General features: G+C 70.0%; 17 protein-coding genes. 9 read left to right on the top strand and 8 right to left on the bottom strand.

Annotation, left to right across the window (positions count from 1 at the left end; all coding sequences use genetic code 11):
* Positions 1-1,592, bottom strand: a 1,592-nt coding sequence (locus AB0N02_RS35200; RefSeq protein ID WP_363955558.1) for a DNA translocase FtsK 4TM domain-containing protein, incomplete at its 3' end; no start/stop codon positions are given.
* Positions 1,593-1,909: 317 nt separating this feature from the next.
* On the opposite strand from AB0N02_RS35200, the gene AB0N02_RS35195 reads away from it, so the two are divergent.
* The 3 genes from AB0N02_RS35195 to AB0N02_RS35185 all read left to right on the top strand — a co-directional run bounded on the left by AB0N02_RS35195 (position 1,910) and on the right by AB0N02_RS35185 (position 3,449).
* Positions 1,910-2,344: a hypothetical protein gene (locus tag AB0N02_RS35195; RefSeq protein WP_363955555.1), complete on the top strand. Its 435-nt coding sequence runs from the start codon at positions 1,910-1,912 to the stop codon at positions 2,342-2,344.
* A gap of 212 nt (positions 2,345-2,556) precedes the next feature.
* Complete coding sequence (locus AB0N02_RS35190) at positions 2,557-3,129, top strand: hypothetical protein (protein WP_363955552.1); 573 nt, start codon at positions 2,557-2,559, stop codon at positions 3,127-3,129.
* Positions 3,120-3,449 (top strand): hypothetical protein, encoded by a 330-nt coding sequence (locus tag AB0N02_RS35185; RefSeq protein ID WP_363955550.1) that lies wholly within the window; start codon positions 3,120-3,122, stop codon positions 3,447-3,449. The genes AB0N02_RS35190 and AB0N02_RS35185 overlap by 10 nt, the downstream gene beginning before the upstream one ends.
* A gap of 160 nt (positions 3,450-3,609) precedes the next feature.
* Here the strand turns inward: AB0N02_RS35185 and AB0N02_RS35180 are convergent, their stop codons facing one another.
* Positions 3,610-4,143 carry a hypothetical protein gene (locus tag AB0N02_RS35180; RefSeq protein WP_363955548.1) on the bottom strand — a complete coding sequence of 178 codons (534 nt, stop codon included), beginning with the start codon at positions 4,141-4,143 and terminating at the stop codon, positions 3,610-3,612.
* 325 nt (positions 4,144-4,468) lie between these two features.
* Here AB0N02_RS35180 and AB0N02_RS35175 point away from each other — a divergent pair, with 325 nt between their 5' ends.
* The 3 genes from AB0N02_RS35175 to AB0N02_RS35165 all read left to right on the top strand — a co-directional run bounded on the left by AB0N02_RS35175 (position 4,469) and on the right by AB0N02_RS35165 (position 6,681).
* Positions 4,469-5,275: a ParA family protein gene (locus tag AB0N02_RS35175; RefSeq protein WP_363955545.1), complete on the top strand. Its 807-nt coding sequence runs from the start codon at positions 4,469-4,471 to the stop codon at positions 5,273-5,275.
* Between the two features lie 353 nt (positions 5,276-5,628).
* Positions 5,629-6,081, top strand: a complete 453-nt coding sequence (locus AB0N02_RS35170; RefSeq protein WP_363955542.1) for a hypothetical protein — start codon at positions 5,629-5,631, stop codon at positions 6,079-6,081.
* Between the two features lie 114 nt (positions 6,082-6,195).
* Positions 6,196-6,681, top strand: a complete 486-nt coding sequence (locus AB0N02_RS35165; protein ID WP_363955539.1) for a helix-turn-helix domain-containing protein — start codon at positions 6,196-6,198, stop codon at positions 6,679-6,681.
* A gap of 119 nt (positions 6,682-6,800) precedes the next feature.
* Here AB0N02_RS35165 and AB0N02_RS35160 read toward each other — a convergent pair whose 3' ends face one another.
* The 6 genes from AB0N02_RS35160 to AB0N02_RS35135 form a co-directional block, all read right to left on the bottom strand.
* On the bottom strand, positions 6,801-7,934 hold the full coding sequence (locus tag AB0N02_RS35160; protein WP_363955536.1) for a hypothetical protein: 1,134 nt from the start codon (positions 7,932-7,934) through the stop codon (positions 6,801-6,803).
* A gap of 234 nt (positions 7,935-8,168) precedes the next feature.
* Positions 8,169-10,265: a hypothetical protein gene (locus AB0N02_RS35155; protein ID WP_363955534.1), complete on the bottom strand. Its 2,097-nt coding sequence runs from the start codon at positions 10,263-10,265 to the stop codon at positions 8,169-8,171.
* Positions 10,266-10,297: 32 nt separating this feature from the next.
* On the bottom strand, positions 10,298-10,603 hold the full coding sequence (locus AB0N02_RS35150) for a hypothetical protein (protein ID WP_363955532.1): 306 nt from the start codon (positions 10,601-10,603) through the stop codon (positions 10,298-10,300).
* An 11-nt stretch (positions 10,604-10,614) separates the two neighbouring features.
* Positions 10,615-10,797: a hypothetical protein gene (locus AB0N02_RS35145; protein WP_363955529.1), complete on the bottom strand. Its 183-nt coding sequence runs from the start codon at positions 10,795-10,797 to the stop codon at positions 10,615-10,617.
* An 11-nt stretch (positions 10,798-10,808) separates the two neighbouring features.
* Positions 10,809-11,180, bottom strand: coding sequence for a hypothetical protein (locus AB0N02_RS35140; RefSeq protein WP_363955527.1), 372 nt, complete (start codon positions 11,178-11,180; stop codon positions 10,809-10,811).
* Positions 11,177-11,383 carry a hypothetical protein gene (locus tag AB0N02_RS35135; protein WP_363955524.1) on the bottom strand — a complete coding sequence of 69 codons (207 nt, stop codon included), beginning with the start codon at positions 11,381-11,383 and terminating at the stop codon, positions 11,177-11,179. Before AB0N02_RS35135 ends, AB0N02_RS35140 begins: the two co-directional genes overlap by 4 nt.
* Before the next feature lie 167 nt (positions 11,384-11,550).
* On the opposite strand from AB0N02_RS35135, the gene AB0N02_RS35130 reads away from it, so the two are divergent.
* The 3 genes from AB0N02_RS35130 (at position 11,551) to AB0N02_RS35120 (ending at position 13,012) form a co-directional block, all read left to right on the top strand.
* The gene (locus tag AB0N02_RS35130) at positions 11,551-12,225 is read left to right on the top strand and encodes a GntR family transcriptional regulator (RefSeq protein WP_363955561.1); all 675 of its coding nucleotides are present in this window, start codon (positions 11,551-11,553) and stop codon (positions 12,223-12,225) included.
* A 39-nt stretch (positions 12,226-12,264) separates the two neighbouring features.
* Complete coding sequence (locus AB0N02_RS35125; protein WP_363955521.1) at positions 12,265-12,588, top strand: hypothetical protein; 324 nt, start codon at positions 12,265-12,267, stop codon at positions 12,586-12,588.
* 97 nt (positions 12,589-12,685) lie between these two features.
* Positions 12,686-13,012 carry a hypothetical protein gene (locus AB0N02_RS35120; protein WP_363955518.1) on the top strand — a complete coding sequence of 109 codons (327 nt, stop codon included), beginning with the start codon at positions 12,686-12,688 and terminating at the stop codon, positions 13,010-13,012.
* The last annotated feature ends 112 nt before the right edge of the window (positions 13,013-13,124 follow it).

Here is a 13,124-nt window from a genome sequence, read left to right as displayed (position 1 = left end):
ATCGGCGTGATGAGGTGCGGGATGCCCTCGTAGACGGACAGCTCGACCCGCTTGGGGTCGACCAGCACCATCCGCACCTCGTCGGGCGTGGCGCGCATCAGGATCGAGGAGATCAGGCCGTTGACGCAGACCGACTTACCGGCGCCGGTGGCGCCCGCGATGAGCAGGTGGGGCATCTTGGCCAGGTTGGCCACGATTACCCGTCCTTCGGTGTCCTTGCCGAGTCCGACGATCATCGGGTGGTGGTCGGCCTGGGCCACCTGCGAGCGCAGGATGTCGCCGAGGGAGACCATGTCGCGGTCAGCGTTGGGGACTTCGACGCCGATCGCGGACTTGCCGGGGATGGGGCTGAGGATCCGTACGTCCGCCGACTTGACGGCGTAGGCGATGTTCCTGTGGAGGTTGGTGAACTTCTCCACCTTGACCGCGGGACCCAGCTCGACCTCGTAGCGCGTCACCGTGGGGCCGCGGGTGAAGCTGACCACCTGCCCGTCGATGGAGAACTGCTCCATCACGCTGGTCAGCGCGTCGACCACGACGGTGTTGGCCTTGGTCTGCGGTCTGGGCGCGGTACCGACCTGAAGCGTCGCCAGATCCGGTAGAGCATGTGAGGTGGCGGCCGGTGCTGGAGCTCGCATGGCGGGGGTGGGTGCAGCGGATTGAGCAGGCGCCGGACGGGAATCGGGGGCGGGAGCAGGCGTGCTGCTATCGACCTCGGGTGAGGCAGGAGACGCGGGCTCTGAGGACGACGTCGGTGCTTCGGCCGGGGTGGGCTCTGGTGCGGGCGGTTCGGCTGGTGGGGCGGGGGGCGTCGAAACGGTGGTCGTGACTGTGGTGGGGCGGCGAACGGTGGAAGGCGCTGGACGAGATGGTGCGTCAGCGATAGCCGGCCGGGGGCGTGCGGCACGTCGTGCGGCGGTGGAGCGGGCCAGGCGGGCGACGCGTGCGGGAACTTCCGAAAGAGGTGTGCCGGTCACGATCGCCGTCCCGAACCCGATGACGACCAGCAGCGCGAGGACAGCCAGCGGGGACGGCAGGACCTCCGTGAGCGCTCCCGCTGGTAGGTGGCCGATCAGTCCGCCGCCGGAGCCGGTGAACGGGCTCGGGACGCCGCAGATGATGTCGACGACGCCGAGGACACCGAGGAGGGTCATCGCCCAGCCGGGTGTCGAGCGTCGCCTGGTGGGGCGGGTACGGCGGAGCAGGTGCACCGCTGATCCGGCGGTGATGAAAGGCAGGACCCATGTGGTGGAGCCGACCAGGAAGGTAAGGGCGGTCAGGGCGTAGGTGGCGGCGATGCCGCGTGTGATGCCCCAGGTGACGGCGGCCAGAACGAGGGTGGCCAGGACGAGCAGGACCACGGCTGCGTCACGTTGGTGGGGGGAGTTCTTCGCGCCTCGCACCAGGACGCGCAGGCCGGCGGCCAGGAGCTTGGTGAGCTTGCGGGTTGCCTTGGCCGTGGTTCGCAGGAGCCAGCCGATCGGGTCGCTGGAGGCTTTTCTGCTGCGTGTTGTGCGGGCCGTGCTGGTCGTGCGGGCAGGTGTCCGCCGTCGTGGGGTGCGGGTCGGGGGTGTGCGTCTTTTCGTAGGCATCAGAGTCCTTACAGGGGTAGGTCGGGGAGCCCAACTCCCCCTTAAACACTCTGAAAATACATTGCTCTTTGAATGTGCGTCTAGGGTTTTGGTGGAGGTGACGGTCGTGGATTTCCTGTCTGCTCTTGGCGAGAGCAGACGGTAACCCCGCCGCCCTCCTACGTTTCGGCGTGACCGGCCAGCGACCCCCGGAGGATGACGTGCCGCCACGCCGCAGGACAGCAAAGCCCGCAGACTCGGCAGAGCAGGAAACGGCTGCGGCCCCGACGACTTCGCCGCTCGCGGAGGACCCGCAGCCTCCGGTAACCCCTGAGGGTGTGGCTCCGCTGGATCCCCCCGTCTCCCAGCAGCCGGAAGAGCCTGAGCGCGACACCCCGCCGAGCGAGATCGTCTCCACCCCGGCTGCCCCGCTGGAGCCGCCCACCTCGGCGCCCGCTGAGGTGCCGCCTGTGGCTCCGGAGCCGGGACTGCGGCACACGGTGATGCCGGGCGCTGAGTTCGAAGACCTGATCGGCGAGGACGGCAACCCGATCGACCCCGACAAGATGTTCGTCGCGGCCGGGCCCGACCACCTCACGTACGTGCGGACCGCGCAGCGCATCACCCGCCGCCACTACTACCTCGGCGCCACCCACCCCAGCGATCAGCTGGAGTACAGCGCCGGGCGGCGCGTCGACAAGACCACGGCGGCGGCGCTGACGGAGGAGCTGAAGGCATTGCGCGCAGCCCGGCCGACCTCCGGCCAGGAATAACACAGGCTCGCGGCGGCACCGAGCCTCGACGGTGTCCGGCTGCTCTGGGGGGTGCAGCCGGGCCGGAGGGGAACCGAAAGGGCGCGGTGCCGCCGCGGATAGAGGTGCTGGCGTGAGGGGGAGCCCCGCACGGGGGCAGACCGGGGGACTCTCGTCCCCGGGCGGCCGCTCCCCTCACGCCAGACCGCACGTCAACCAAGGAGAGGTGCACGGTGGCGGTGGTGACGCCCGAGGAGGTCGCGGTCCGGATCAGCCTGGCCCGGCCATTGACACCGGAGCAGCGCGCCGTCATCCAGGACGCGATCGACGACGCCTTGGCGACGGTCACCGCGCACCTGCACACCTTCCCGGTGCCGCGCCTGATCACTGAGCACGGAGTTCTCCGGCAAGGAGACTCCTGGGCGGTGAAGCGCCACCCCATCGTGGAGATCGTCTCCGCGACGGCGGAGACCTCGAGCGGGGAGCCGACCGGCCGTTACACCGTGGTGTACCGGGCGGGTCTGGACCCGGACGCCGACCCGGACTACGGGGCGGCGCTGCGCCGGTACGTGCTCGGCCACGCCGCGGCGATGCCGCACATCGTGCAGCTGTCCCCGAACGGGCGCCGCGTGAAGTCCGCATCGCTGGAAGGGCAGTCGGTCACCTACACCGACGATCCACAAGCCGGGTCGGGGGCAGCGGGGGCGCCCCCAACCCTTACCTCATTGAGCTACTGGCGGGTCCTGAGCGTTCACCAGCCGGATGGGATCGCGCCGCACCCTCTGGGGTACACGTCATGGCCGTGACGCAGCCCACGACGAGGTTCGGTGTCCGCGACGGTCACGAGGAGCTCGACGGGCACGGCACCCGCTCCGCCACCGCCTGGGGGCCCATCCGGGACGTCTCCCCCGGCGCGATCGTGTCGGAGCCGCCGGCGGACGGGGAGAAGGACGGGCCCGGCGTGTGGGTGCTGGCGCTCGACCCTGAGGTGTGGCCTATCAAGGCGCGCGACGCCGTGGTGGAGCCGAGCACGGGCCGATCCTGGACGGTCGTCACCGCCGCGCACCGGCCACACCGGGTCGTGCCCGCGCTGTCGTGGGTGCGAGTGGAAGGGCGGTTGTCGTGAATCTCGTGTCGGCCGAAGGGCTCGATGGCGCGCAGCGGGCCGGGACGGCGTGCGTATCGTGCGGTAAACGGTGGCCGCTCCCCCGTATCGCCGTGGGGTGCCTGGCGGGTGGAGGTCAGGCGCGGGCCTGCGAGGACTGCGGGCCCGCCCTGCTTCAGGATCACCGGTAGCGGGCCGCGACGACCGCCGCGGCGAGCCCCATGAAGTGCGCGCCGGCGTCCGCGGAGGAGCCGAACTCGGCCTCGACCACCCGGTTGTAGTCGCACACCACCGACGATGACACCCGGCCGGGCCGGACGACGACCGGCGTGGTGTGCGTCGCTCGTGCGAGCGCACCTGGGATCGGTACTGAACGGCAGCCGCAGTTCACGCTCTGGTAGTCGGGCAGGCGCGGGTCGCGCGGCCGGGCCGCAAAGTCCCAGCCCGGGATGGACTGCCACCCGCCTCCGGGGTTGACGGCCTTGCCGTCTTCGCCCCTGCCTTTCGGGATGTAGGTCGCCCGAGGGACCTTGTAGGAGACGTTCTCCGGGATGGACGCGCCGTCCATCTCGGCATGCCAGTGCCTGGGGTGCTCGCTGGGCTCCGTGACCCACTGCTTGCCGTCCGGTGCGCGGTCGCGGACTTCGGCCGCCGCGGCGTCGGTGACCCGCTCGACCCTGCGTCGTATCGGTCCGGCGGCGAGGCGTGCTGCCAATCCGGGTGTGATCCGAACTTTGCTGCTTCCCATGCTGGAAGACGGTGGCAGGTCTGGAGGACTTGTGTCCGGGGAGAGCCACGGGTGGTTAGAGAACGGTACAGGGTAGGTAGCCGCCTTTCGTGGAGCGACACGTTCTAACTTTCTAACTGGCTAACTGTCGGGCGGTCTAACTGGCCAACTGTGCAGGCGGGTTCATTGCGGACTCCGATGTGCGGACTGCTGATGATCGGCATAACGATCCAGCGAGGCAACAGGCGTCACACCTGATGCCACCGATACCATCGGCGACGCAACATCGCCGACCAAGCAATGAGGTATCTACATGACCGCTATCGTCGCGTCCATATCCAGCCTGAAGGGCGGTGTCGGTAAGACGACGACCACCGCGAACCTCGGGGCTACCGCCTCTGATGTCTACGGCAAGCGCGTTCTGATCGCCGATGGCGACCCCCAAGGGCATCTGTCGGACTGGTTCGGTATCGAGCGCCGTCCCGGCCTGGGGTTCGCCGAACTCCTCAACCCGCCCGCCAGCGGAGGCCCGGCCATCCGGGATTGCCTCGTCCAAGCTTCTGAGGGGGTACCCCTGTGGGTTCTACCGACGAGCTACACCGAGATGGACGAAGTGGAGGCACGCCTGTCGTCTGACTCCACCCTCGGAGGCATCTGGTCGGTCAACCGCGTCCTCCAGCCGATCCTGGAGGACTTCGACCTCATCCTTCTGGACACCCGGCCTACGCTCGGCAACCTCACCAGCGCTGCCATGTGCGCCTCCAACGTCGTCATCCCCATCACCGAGCCTCGCGTCCCGTCGTTCCAGTCCACGGTCGCGGCCGTGCAGAAGGCCGAGCGGATCAAGTCGATGCAGAACCCCGCGCTCGCGGTGACCGGGTGGATTCTCAACAAGTGGGCCGACCACAAGGAAGCCCGTACGGTCGCGGACCTCATGAGGGACAACAACATCGCTGCCTTCCAGCCGGTCATCGGCGTAGGCGAGTACATCCCCACCGCCTACATGTACGGCAACCCTGCGGTGTGGCAGTTCCCCAACCACCGCGGCGAGCACCGCAACTACGCCGAGCTGACCGGCAACATCCTGGCCACGATCGGTCTTGGGGCGGGTGTCGCCTGATGCCGCCGGAGCGCAAGCCCGTCCGAGACTTGAAGAAGACGGTCCAGCAGACCGCCTCTCACGCAGTCCCGGACCTGCCGACGCCACCTCCAATCGTTATCCAGCCGGTCAGGCCTGTCGAGCCCGCACCCGAAGCGGTGGCAGCTCCAGCACAGGCCGAGCCGCCTGCCCGCCCACTGGCCGCCGTCCCCACACCGGTACCAGCCGAGCCTGAACCCGCTGAGACCATCCCTACGGAGCCTGTTGCTGAGCCGGGACCTTCGGTTCGGGCTGTTCCTGATCGAGAGCTAGAGCCCACGCTGGAGCCCGCCGAGACGGTGACGGCTCCCCCGGCTTCCCCGCCGGCCAAGGTGGTGAAGCCTCGGGGCAAGCGCGGTGCGAAGGTGGCGCCGACGAGCAACGCGGCGTGCAAGGGCGACGAGCGGCGTAAGCACACGATCAACATCGCTCCGGAGGTCTACCAGCGCCTGATGAACCTTCAGCTCGCGGAGACCATGGCGGCTGGGCGGGAACGTCCGCTGTGGCCTCATGTCGATGCGGCGCTGGCGGTTCTGCGCGCCGACGAGCTCGGCGACGGTGACCTGGCCGTGTGGGGTGAGCGGGCCGAGGCGTACGCCGAGCTTCCCGGGGACGACTACCGGCAGCTCGGGACGCTCCTGCGCGGCAGCGTCCTGTCCGCCGTGCGGACGCTGAGGGTCCGGCTGCGCGCGGCCGGAGTCGACGGCATCGATGTCCAGGCGGTCTTGTCGGCCGCCGTGACGGCATACCTGGACGCTCTCACTGCCCAGGGCGACTTCGCCGGCTGACCGCTGACGAACCTGAAGGGGTGCCAGCTGTACGGCTGGCACCCCTTCGTCGTGCTGGCGGCGCGTTGGACCGAGGCGGGACGTAAGCCCGTCCGGGTCGGCATGGTGCCGGGCATGAGCACGAAGAAGGGCCGCAGAGTCATCGATCGGGCCGCTGTAGCGCGCCGCTACGAGGCCGGGCAGTCGATCCGGCAGATCGCTACGGAGGTCGGCTGTTCCCATACGGCGGTGCATCGCGCGCTGCAAGCCGCCAGAGTGGCGCTCCGGCGGCCGGGCGGTCCTCCGGGGAGCCGAGTGTCGGAGGAGCGGAAAGCGGAGATCCTGGCCGCTTACCGGGGCGGCGATTTGATCACGGACATCATGATCCAGTGGCGGGTGTCGGACGTGACAATCGCGGCCATCGCGCAGGAGGCCGGGGAGCCGCGGCGGGGTCGTGGCGCACGGCGGCGTCTGGACTGGGAGCAGGTTGGTCGTCTGGCTGCCAAGGGGTGGCCGCCGGATGCGATTGCCATCCTGGTGGACGCCAGCGAGGGACATATCAAGCGGATCCTGAGGAGGCTGACTGAGGGCCCGGCATGTCTCCGGGGCGAGGCCGGATAGGTCATGTCCGGTGGACACGCCGAGGGGCGGCACCGCACGATGCCGCCCCTCGGCTGTCTGCCTCATGAAGCTCGGTCGGGCTGCTTCGGTGGCGGACATGTCCACCACCGATGTCCGGTCTACCGGACCGCGTGGAGGTGGACCTGACGGTCGGACGTGTCCGCGTCGGTGTCCGGCTCGGTGGCGGACACGTCCGTCTCGATGTCGGCGGCATGTCCGGCCACCCCGGGGAGGATCTTGTCGCGCAACCGGACGCCCTGACGCGCGGACACGCCGACCGCTCGTCCCAGGTCTGCCCCGGACATGCCCGGATCCTCGCGGAGGAGTTCCCGCGCCAGCTTTTCCCTCTCTGCGCTGGTCATCTCCCGTTTAGGAGCGGACATGTCTCTCGGCTGCGTCTTGGTCTTGCCGGACATCTCGCGACGGACCTCGCGGCGGATGTCCGCCTCGATGCGGCGGCGGATGTCCGCCTCGATGTCCGGCAGACGGGCCGCCATGTCCGCCTCCGCCCGAGCCCGGATGTCCGCCTCCGAGTCGACCCAGCGGGCGGCCATGTCCGCTTCGGCCTGGCGGCGGATGTCCGCCTCCATGTCCGCCAGGCGGGCCGCCGCGTCCGCCTCCGCCTGAGTCCGGATGTCCGACCTCATGTCTTCCAGACGGGTCTCCGTGTCCGCCTCGACGGCCGAGAGCCGGGCGGACATGTCCGCCTCCGCGCGGGCGTTGGCGTCCGCCGTGATGGCCGCCCGCACCCGCTCCATGTCCGCCTCCACCTGACGGTAGATGTCCGCCTCGACCGTGGCGCGGATGTCCGCCCGCATCCGCTCCATGTCCGCTTCCCAGGCGGCGGCGCGAGCGGCCTTGGCGGTGGCGTCCGACGCCTGGGTGATGATGTGCAACGCGACCAGGGCGGACACGTCCAGGATGAGCGGGATACCCCACCGGCCGATGTCGCCGCCGTAGGGCTCCATGACTTCTGCCTGCGCGGACATTGACATGGCCAGCGCCGCAAGGAACAACGTGATGATCACTCGGCGGGGCCAGATGCCGAGTAGCGGGTTCACCAGGCCGTGCGACAGCCATCCGGCGAACACGACGGGCACCACGGCGTAGGTGACGGCCAGGATGGCGTGCCCAGTCCTGCCCTCGGACTGGTTGACGGCGTGCCAGACGTTCAGGAACAGGCTTATGCCGGAGCTGGCGAACAGCAGCGCCCACCAGAAGGCCAGGCGGCGCGGCTTGGCGGGGCTGGTCATGAGGGTCCTCCAATTACTGTGCGTACGTGTGGGCGTCTCTGGGGGCGTCTCCCCTACTGTCTCCGGGGTGTCTCCGAAACCGTCTCAGAGACGGTTTGACGTGGGGTCGGGCGCGTGCGCGCGCCTAGAGAGACATGGGGGCGGAGCCGGGGGGACGACTGAGGGTGATGGTCACGGGATGTGACGGCGAGGGATGAGGGGATGGGGCGGGGGGACGGGCCGGGGTCGCCGGGGTCACCGCCCCCCAAGCAGGGCGGTGGCCAGGACATCGACAGTGGCCTCGGGGACGACCTTGTACCGGCCGTGCTCTGCCCGCTCCACCAGAGGCGTGTTTCCACTGGTCAGCGTGGCGAGCCACCTGTTGACGGTTGCTCGGGCCATGCCGGACTCCTGGACCAGATCGTTCGGCGTGAACCCTGCCGGAGCACCGACCATCAGGGGGCAGGCGCGGGCGACGGCCTGAGCCATCCGCGTCGCCTTTGCGTTGGTCGACGCCGCGGCGATGATGGCCGGGTCAACGCCGCCGTCCTCGACACCGAGCGGCGCCTGAAGTTCTTCGGCGGGTACTTCGGCGCGCACCCGGAACACCTCGGTTCGCTGGGTCTCGGACAGGTGGGGGAGGAGGTCGTCGGGGACACGGCCGGGGGCGGTCGCCCACGCCTGCCCGCCGGCCTTCTCTCTGAGTGCGTGAAGGGCTGGCGCGTTCGGGCCGGTCTCCACCGCGACCTGGAGAACGCGGGAAGCCTTGTTGTTGAAGCCGCGTACCAGGCGAGGCTGGGAGGCGCGGCCGTCAAGCAGGTAGTGGCGGCCCCGGCCGGTGAGTTCGGTGAAGTCGACCGCGCGGATGCGCTCGCCGATCAGGTTGCGCCACACCTGCTTGGAGCCTTGGTACAGGTGGATGACGTCGAAAGCCTTCTGGATCTCGCCCTTGCCGACCGAGGCGACGGACGGGCTGTTGGTCGCGGCGATGAGGATGACCATCGCGGCTCGGCCGCTGGTGACGATCGTCTCGATCGCGGTGCGAGCACGGTGGTTGCGCTCGTCGTCGGCGGTCCACCGGGCGAGCTCGTCGACGAGGACCACGAGGGCGGGGTTGTTGCGGGTGGCGTGCATGACGCGCTGCCCGGCGGGGATGAGCGGCCCCGAGTTGTCGATCATCGCGGCGACGGACTCCAGCAGGAGGGTGCCCTCCTCGGAGGTCTGGGCGACGCGGGCCATGCGGTGTGCGCCGTTGCGGATCTCGATGCAGCCCTTGCGGTCCAGGCCGACCACGACGACGTCCTCACAGCCGAACAGCTGGATTTCGTAGTCGCCGAGCTGGGTGGACTTGCCCTCTTCGGTGGTGCCGGCGAGCAAGACGTGACGGCCGCCGCCGTCGCGGGTGGCCAGCTGCACCGTGACGGTCTCGCCGTTCTCACCGGAGCTGGTGAGGAACGGGTCGTAGATCGAGCGGGGCAGCCCTTCGGTCGGCAGGTCGACGACGGGCAGGATGCGGCTGCTTTCCATGTCCTTGCGGTGCATGTCGGCCAGGCTGCGGTCGCGGGTGGAGGCGTGCTCGATGCTGCGGATGACGCCTTTGGGCCACCGCATGGCGTTCTCGATGGCCGCGCGGGCGTCCGAGGTCTGGAGGTCCTCGACGACGACGCCGGGCGGGCACTGGAGCCGCCACACGCTGTGCTGGCCCGCCGGGTCCATCTTCGTGACCTTCTTGACCTTCACCCCGGAGCGGCCGATGCGGCGCATCGCTCGCGGCCACCATACGAGCTGGTACTGGAGCCGAGCCTGCCATGCGATGGTGCGGCGGACGGCGGGGTGAGCCCACCAGACGACGGCGTAGATGGCGGTGCCGACGCCGAGGCTGAGCAGGTGGGGCGGCCATACTGCGCTGGCGGTGATCCAGGCGGCTCCACCGATCGCCGGGTAGGAGAACAGCCACACCGGCAGAGTCTCGGCGTGACTGGCCTTCCAGGAGACGAGAGCAGCGAGCAGTAGGGCGGCTGTCCCCGCGGCCCAGACCGGGATGTGCTGGGTGTAGATGACGGTGCCCGCGGCGAGCACGGCCAGTCCGGCGGCCACGGGGGTGAGAGCGATCCGGTGGCGGTTGAGGGTACGGGCGGTGGAACGCAGGGCCCGCCAGGTGGCACGGGCGCGGCGGAACGTGGTGCGGGTCTTGGCCCACCGCACGACCTGCCCGGAGGGTCGGGGCCCGGCGGCAGGAAGTTCACCGTAGGGGGTGGAGAAGTGCGCCGCCTCCGAGCCGTGGCGGGACTTCGGCCACGCCAGGCGCACGACCGCGGCCAGGATCAGCGTGACGATCAGGGCGGGGAGCATCTCGGTCCTTTCAGGCAGGTGTGTGGTGGGGGTTAGCCGACAGTCCAGGTGCGGCCGGTTCGGGAGGCGTGTTCGGCGGAGGCCGCGATGTTCTCGGCCAGGCGGCGGGCGTCGCGGGGCAGCTTGCGGGCCACGTCGCGGAAGGATCGGGCGGCCCCCTCGGCGAGCTCGGGGCACAGGTCTTGCGGGTCCTGGCCCTGCTCCATGAGGCGCAGCAGGACGGTCGCGCCGGAGGAGGACGCGCCTCCCTTGCTTCGGATCTTCTTGGCGAGGTCGGCGGCGCCGGTGGAACTCGTGCTCGCGGTGTGGTTGTTCTCGCGGCCGAAGAGGAATCCCATGGCGTGGTCCTTCAGCTCTCGGAGAGGTCGGTGTCGCGGGCGCGGGCGAGGGCGTCCCGGAACTCGGGGAACTCCTCCGACGACGGCCGGTCGCGCAGGCCGCGGATGGCCAGGGCGGCGAAGAACGCGACGATCGCAGCGGCGGTCGTCGCCACCCACCAGGGCAGGGCGAGCATGCCGAAGATTTCGATCATGGTTTTGCTCCTTAACGGGTGATCTCGAAGCGGGGGCGGGCCTGCTCGCGGAGCAGGGCGCGGGTGTGCCAGAGCAGGAAGGCAGCACCGATGCAGAGGACTTCGGCGGCGGTGGCGAGGACTTTCGCCGCGACGCCGACCACGGCGACGCTGGACAGCAGCAGGCCGAGCGCCAGCCAGCACAGGAGCTTTCCGGCGGTCAAGGCGCTGAATCCCGCGACGCGCCACCAGCCCGCCGGCCGGGCGGTGGCCCAGGCGTGGATGCGGCGCACCAGGTCGACGGGGGTGATGTGGATTCTGTGGGGGTCGCGGCGGGCGTAGACGAGAGCGGTGACGGCAGCCGCGGCGGCGAGCAGGAGCAGGAAGACGTCCGTGGGGATCATCGGGTGCATCCGTTTCCGTCGCAGGTGCACGGCGTGGTCCGGGCGGTGAGCACGTTCGGGGTTGTGCCGTCCGGGAGACGGACCTGGGTCCAGACGTCCTCTTCGTGGATGACCTCGGCGCGCTGGCGGTCGACGCACACGTGCTGTCCGTGCTGGGGGGCGGGTTCGCTGGTGCCGCCGGGCAGCCTGCGCTTCCAGATCATTTGCGGTCTCCCTCTTGGCTACCTTGTAGCTTCAAGCTAGCTTGTAGCTACAAGAGATGCAAGGGGAGTTGTTGACGTTGACCGCCATAGCCGATACCTACACACCAGGACGTGCTGACACGACGGGTGCCACGCGCGACGGGGACATATGGAGAGCGGTGGGATGCATGGCGGCAGGCGGGCAGGCTCCGTACAAGGTGATCGCGCGGAAGCTCGCGGACGCCATCACCTCCAGTGAGTTCGCGCCGGGCGCTCAACTGCCTTCGGAGGCGGAACTGCGCGAGCGCTTCGGGGGAGTGTCCCGGGACACGATCCGCGCCGCGATCGGTGAACTGGCCCGCCTGGGACTGACGGTGACGCAGCCGACCGTGGGCACATTCGTGCGCGTCTACGACCGTCAGCCGGTGTCCTTGTCGCTCGCCGCGGGCGGCCGGGAGGTCGGGGCGCGGCTCGACGTGCGGGTCAGCGCGCCGCCGCCACTGGTGGCGCCGCTTCTGCCCAGCGCGACGTCAGTGTGGTGGCGCCGCGCGCACGGGGCGGCGATTACTGACTCGTACTACCCGCGCGACATCGTCGCCCAGGTGCCCGAGCTCGGTGAGCCGCAGGAGTTGAGCGAGCCCGACACCATCCTGCTGGAGCGGGCCGGGATCGTCATCGCAGAGCAGCGGGTGCGCGTCATCGCGCGGATGCCTACCCTCGCGGAGGAGGACCTGCTCGGCACGCCGCCCGGCACCGCGCTGGAGGAGGTCGTCGTCGCGCTGGTCGACGGCGACGGCCGTACCGTCGCCGTCCGCGTGAGCCTGTACCCGGGCGACCGGTTCTATCTCGAACTGGTGCTCTAACCTGGTGTTTTGTCGGTTGCGCCCCTCATGCTGATGGGCATGAGGTTGAGTCGCGCACACCGCAAACCCCTCCCGGCCGGGCCAACCGTGCAGGCAGTAGAGCTCACCGAGCATATGAGCGTGACCGGCCAGCGGCTCATACGCCGCCACGAGTCGGGCGACTGGTCGCTGGGATGGGTGGCCGTGTCCAACCCGGCGCCTCCCGACAGCGGTCACGGCGAGCTGCGGGTCCAGGTGCTGTCAGAGGAGGCGTGGCATCATCTGGCGATCACCGGAGCCCTCCCCGAGGGGGAGGGGCCTCGTTCGGTTCCGATCTCCCAGGTGCGGGTTCTCACGCTGCTGGTGCCGCTGACCGTGTTCTGACGGTCGTGACCTGACGCAACCCGCCCCTCCAGGCATGCTCCCGGTTGATCCACGGCACCCACTCCGCGGCGTGCCGGACAACCTGGAGGAGATCCCGGTGAACGACCTTGTCACCTGCACGCTCGCCCACCCCCTCGGCGAGGAGGGCGCGCGCAGCGTCGGCCTGGAGCCCCGCGACCACGAGGTCGAGGCGGAGATCACACTCCTGCGCGGCCACGCGATGCGGCTCGTCGCCGCCGGCCTGGTCGCGGGCGCCGACCCGAAGGACCCTGAGAGCGTGCAGGCCGCGCTCCGTCCCGCTCAGTCGCCCACTCCGCCCGTGTCGTCCGCCTCGGCCCCCGCAGAGTCGGGCGAGGCTGCGCAGCCGTCTGCGGCCAGGCCCGCTCGGACGGCGAAGCCCACCCCGGTGGGCGAGCCCGCCTGATCGTGGACGTTCAGCTTCTGGCTGACGCCGACCCGGTCCCCCGAGCGCTGGCGTGGCTGCAAGCACACGCGGCCCTCACCGCCGAGCTCGGCGGTGAGGGCCGGGTCGGCGC

It is taken from the genome of Streptosporangium sp. NPDC051022 (assembly GCF_040683035.1).
GTDB lineage: Bacteria > Actinomycetota > Actinomycetes > Streptosporangiales > Streptosporangiaceae > Streptosporangium.
The sequence above is the reverse complement of the archived record's forward strand: the minus strand, read 5'-3'. Positions and strand labels throughout refer to the sequence as shown.

Excerpts from the sequence above, each read along its gene's own strand:
- AB0N02_RS35175 (WP_363955545.1), top strand. The coding sequence starts at position 4,469 with ATGACCGCTATCGTCGCGTCCATATCCAGCCTGAAGGGCGGTGTCGGT.
- AB0N02_RS35185 (WP_363955550.1), top strand. The coding sequence starts at position 3,120 with ATGGCCGTGACGCAGCCCACGACGAGGTTCGGTGTCCGCGACGGTCAC.
- AB0N02_RS35145 (WP_363955529.1), bottom strand. The coding sequence starts at position 10,797 with ATGATCGAAATCTTCGGCATGCTCGCCCTGCCCTGGTGGGTGGCGACG.
- AB0N02_RS35155 (WP_363955534.1), bottom strand. The coding sequence starts at position 10,265 with ATGCTCCCCGCCCTGATCGTCACGCTGATCCTGGCCGCGGTCGTGCGC.
- AB0N02_RS35165 (WP_363955539.1), top strand. The coding sequence starts at position 6,196 with ATGAGCACGAAGAAGGGCCGCAGAGTCATCGATCGGGCCGCTGTAGCG.
- AB0N02_RS35130 (WP_363955561.1), top strand. The coding sequence starts at position 11,551 with ATGGCGGCAGGCGGGCAGGCTCCGTACAAGGTGATCGCGCGGAAGCTC.
- AB0N02_RS35160 (WP_363955536.1), bottom strand. The coding sequence starts at position 7,934 with ATGACCAGCCCCGCCAAGCCGCGCCGCCTGGCCTTCTGGTGGGCGCTG.
- AB0N02_RS35150 (WP_363955532.1), bottom strand. The coding sequence starts at position 10,603 with ATGGGATTCCTCTTCGGCCGCGAGAACAACCACACCGCGAGCACGAGT.
- AB0N02_RS35135 (WP_363955524.1), bottom strand. The coding sequence starts at position 11,383 with ATGATCTGGAAGCGCAGGCTGCCCGGCGGCACCAGCGAACCCGCCCCC.
- AB0N02_RS35125 (WP_363955521.1), top strand. The coding sequence starts at position 12,265 with ATGAGGTTGAGTCGCGCACACCGCAAACCCCTCCCGGCCGGGCCAACC.
- AB0N02_RS35140 (WP_363955527.1), bottom strand. The coding sequence starts at position 11,180 with ATGATCCCCACGGACGTCTTCCTGCTCCTGCTCGCCGCCGCGGCTGCC.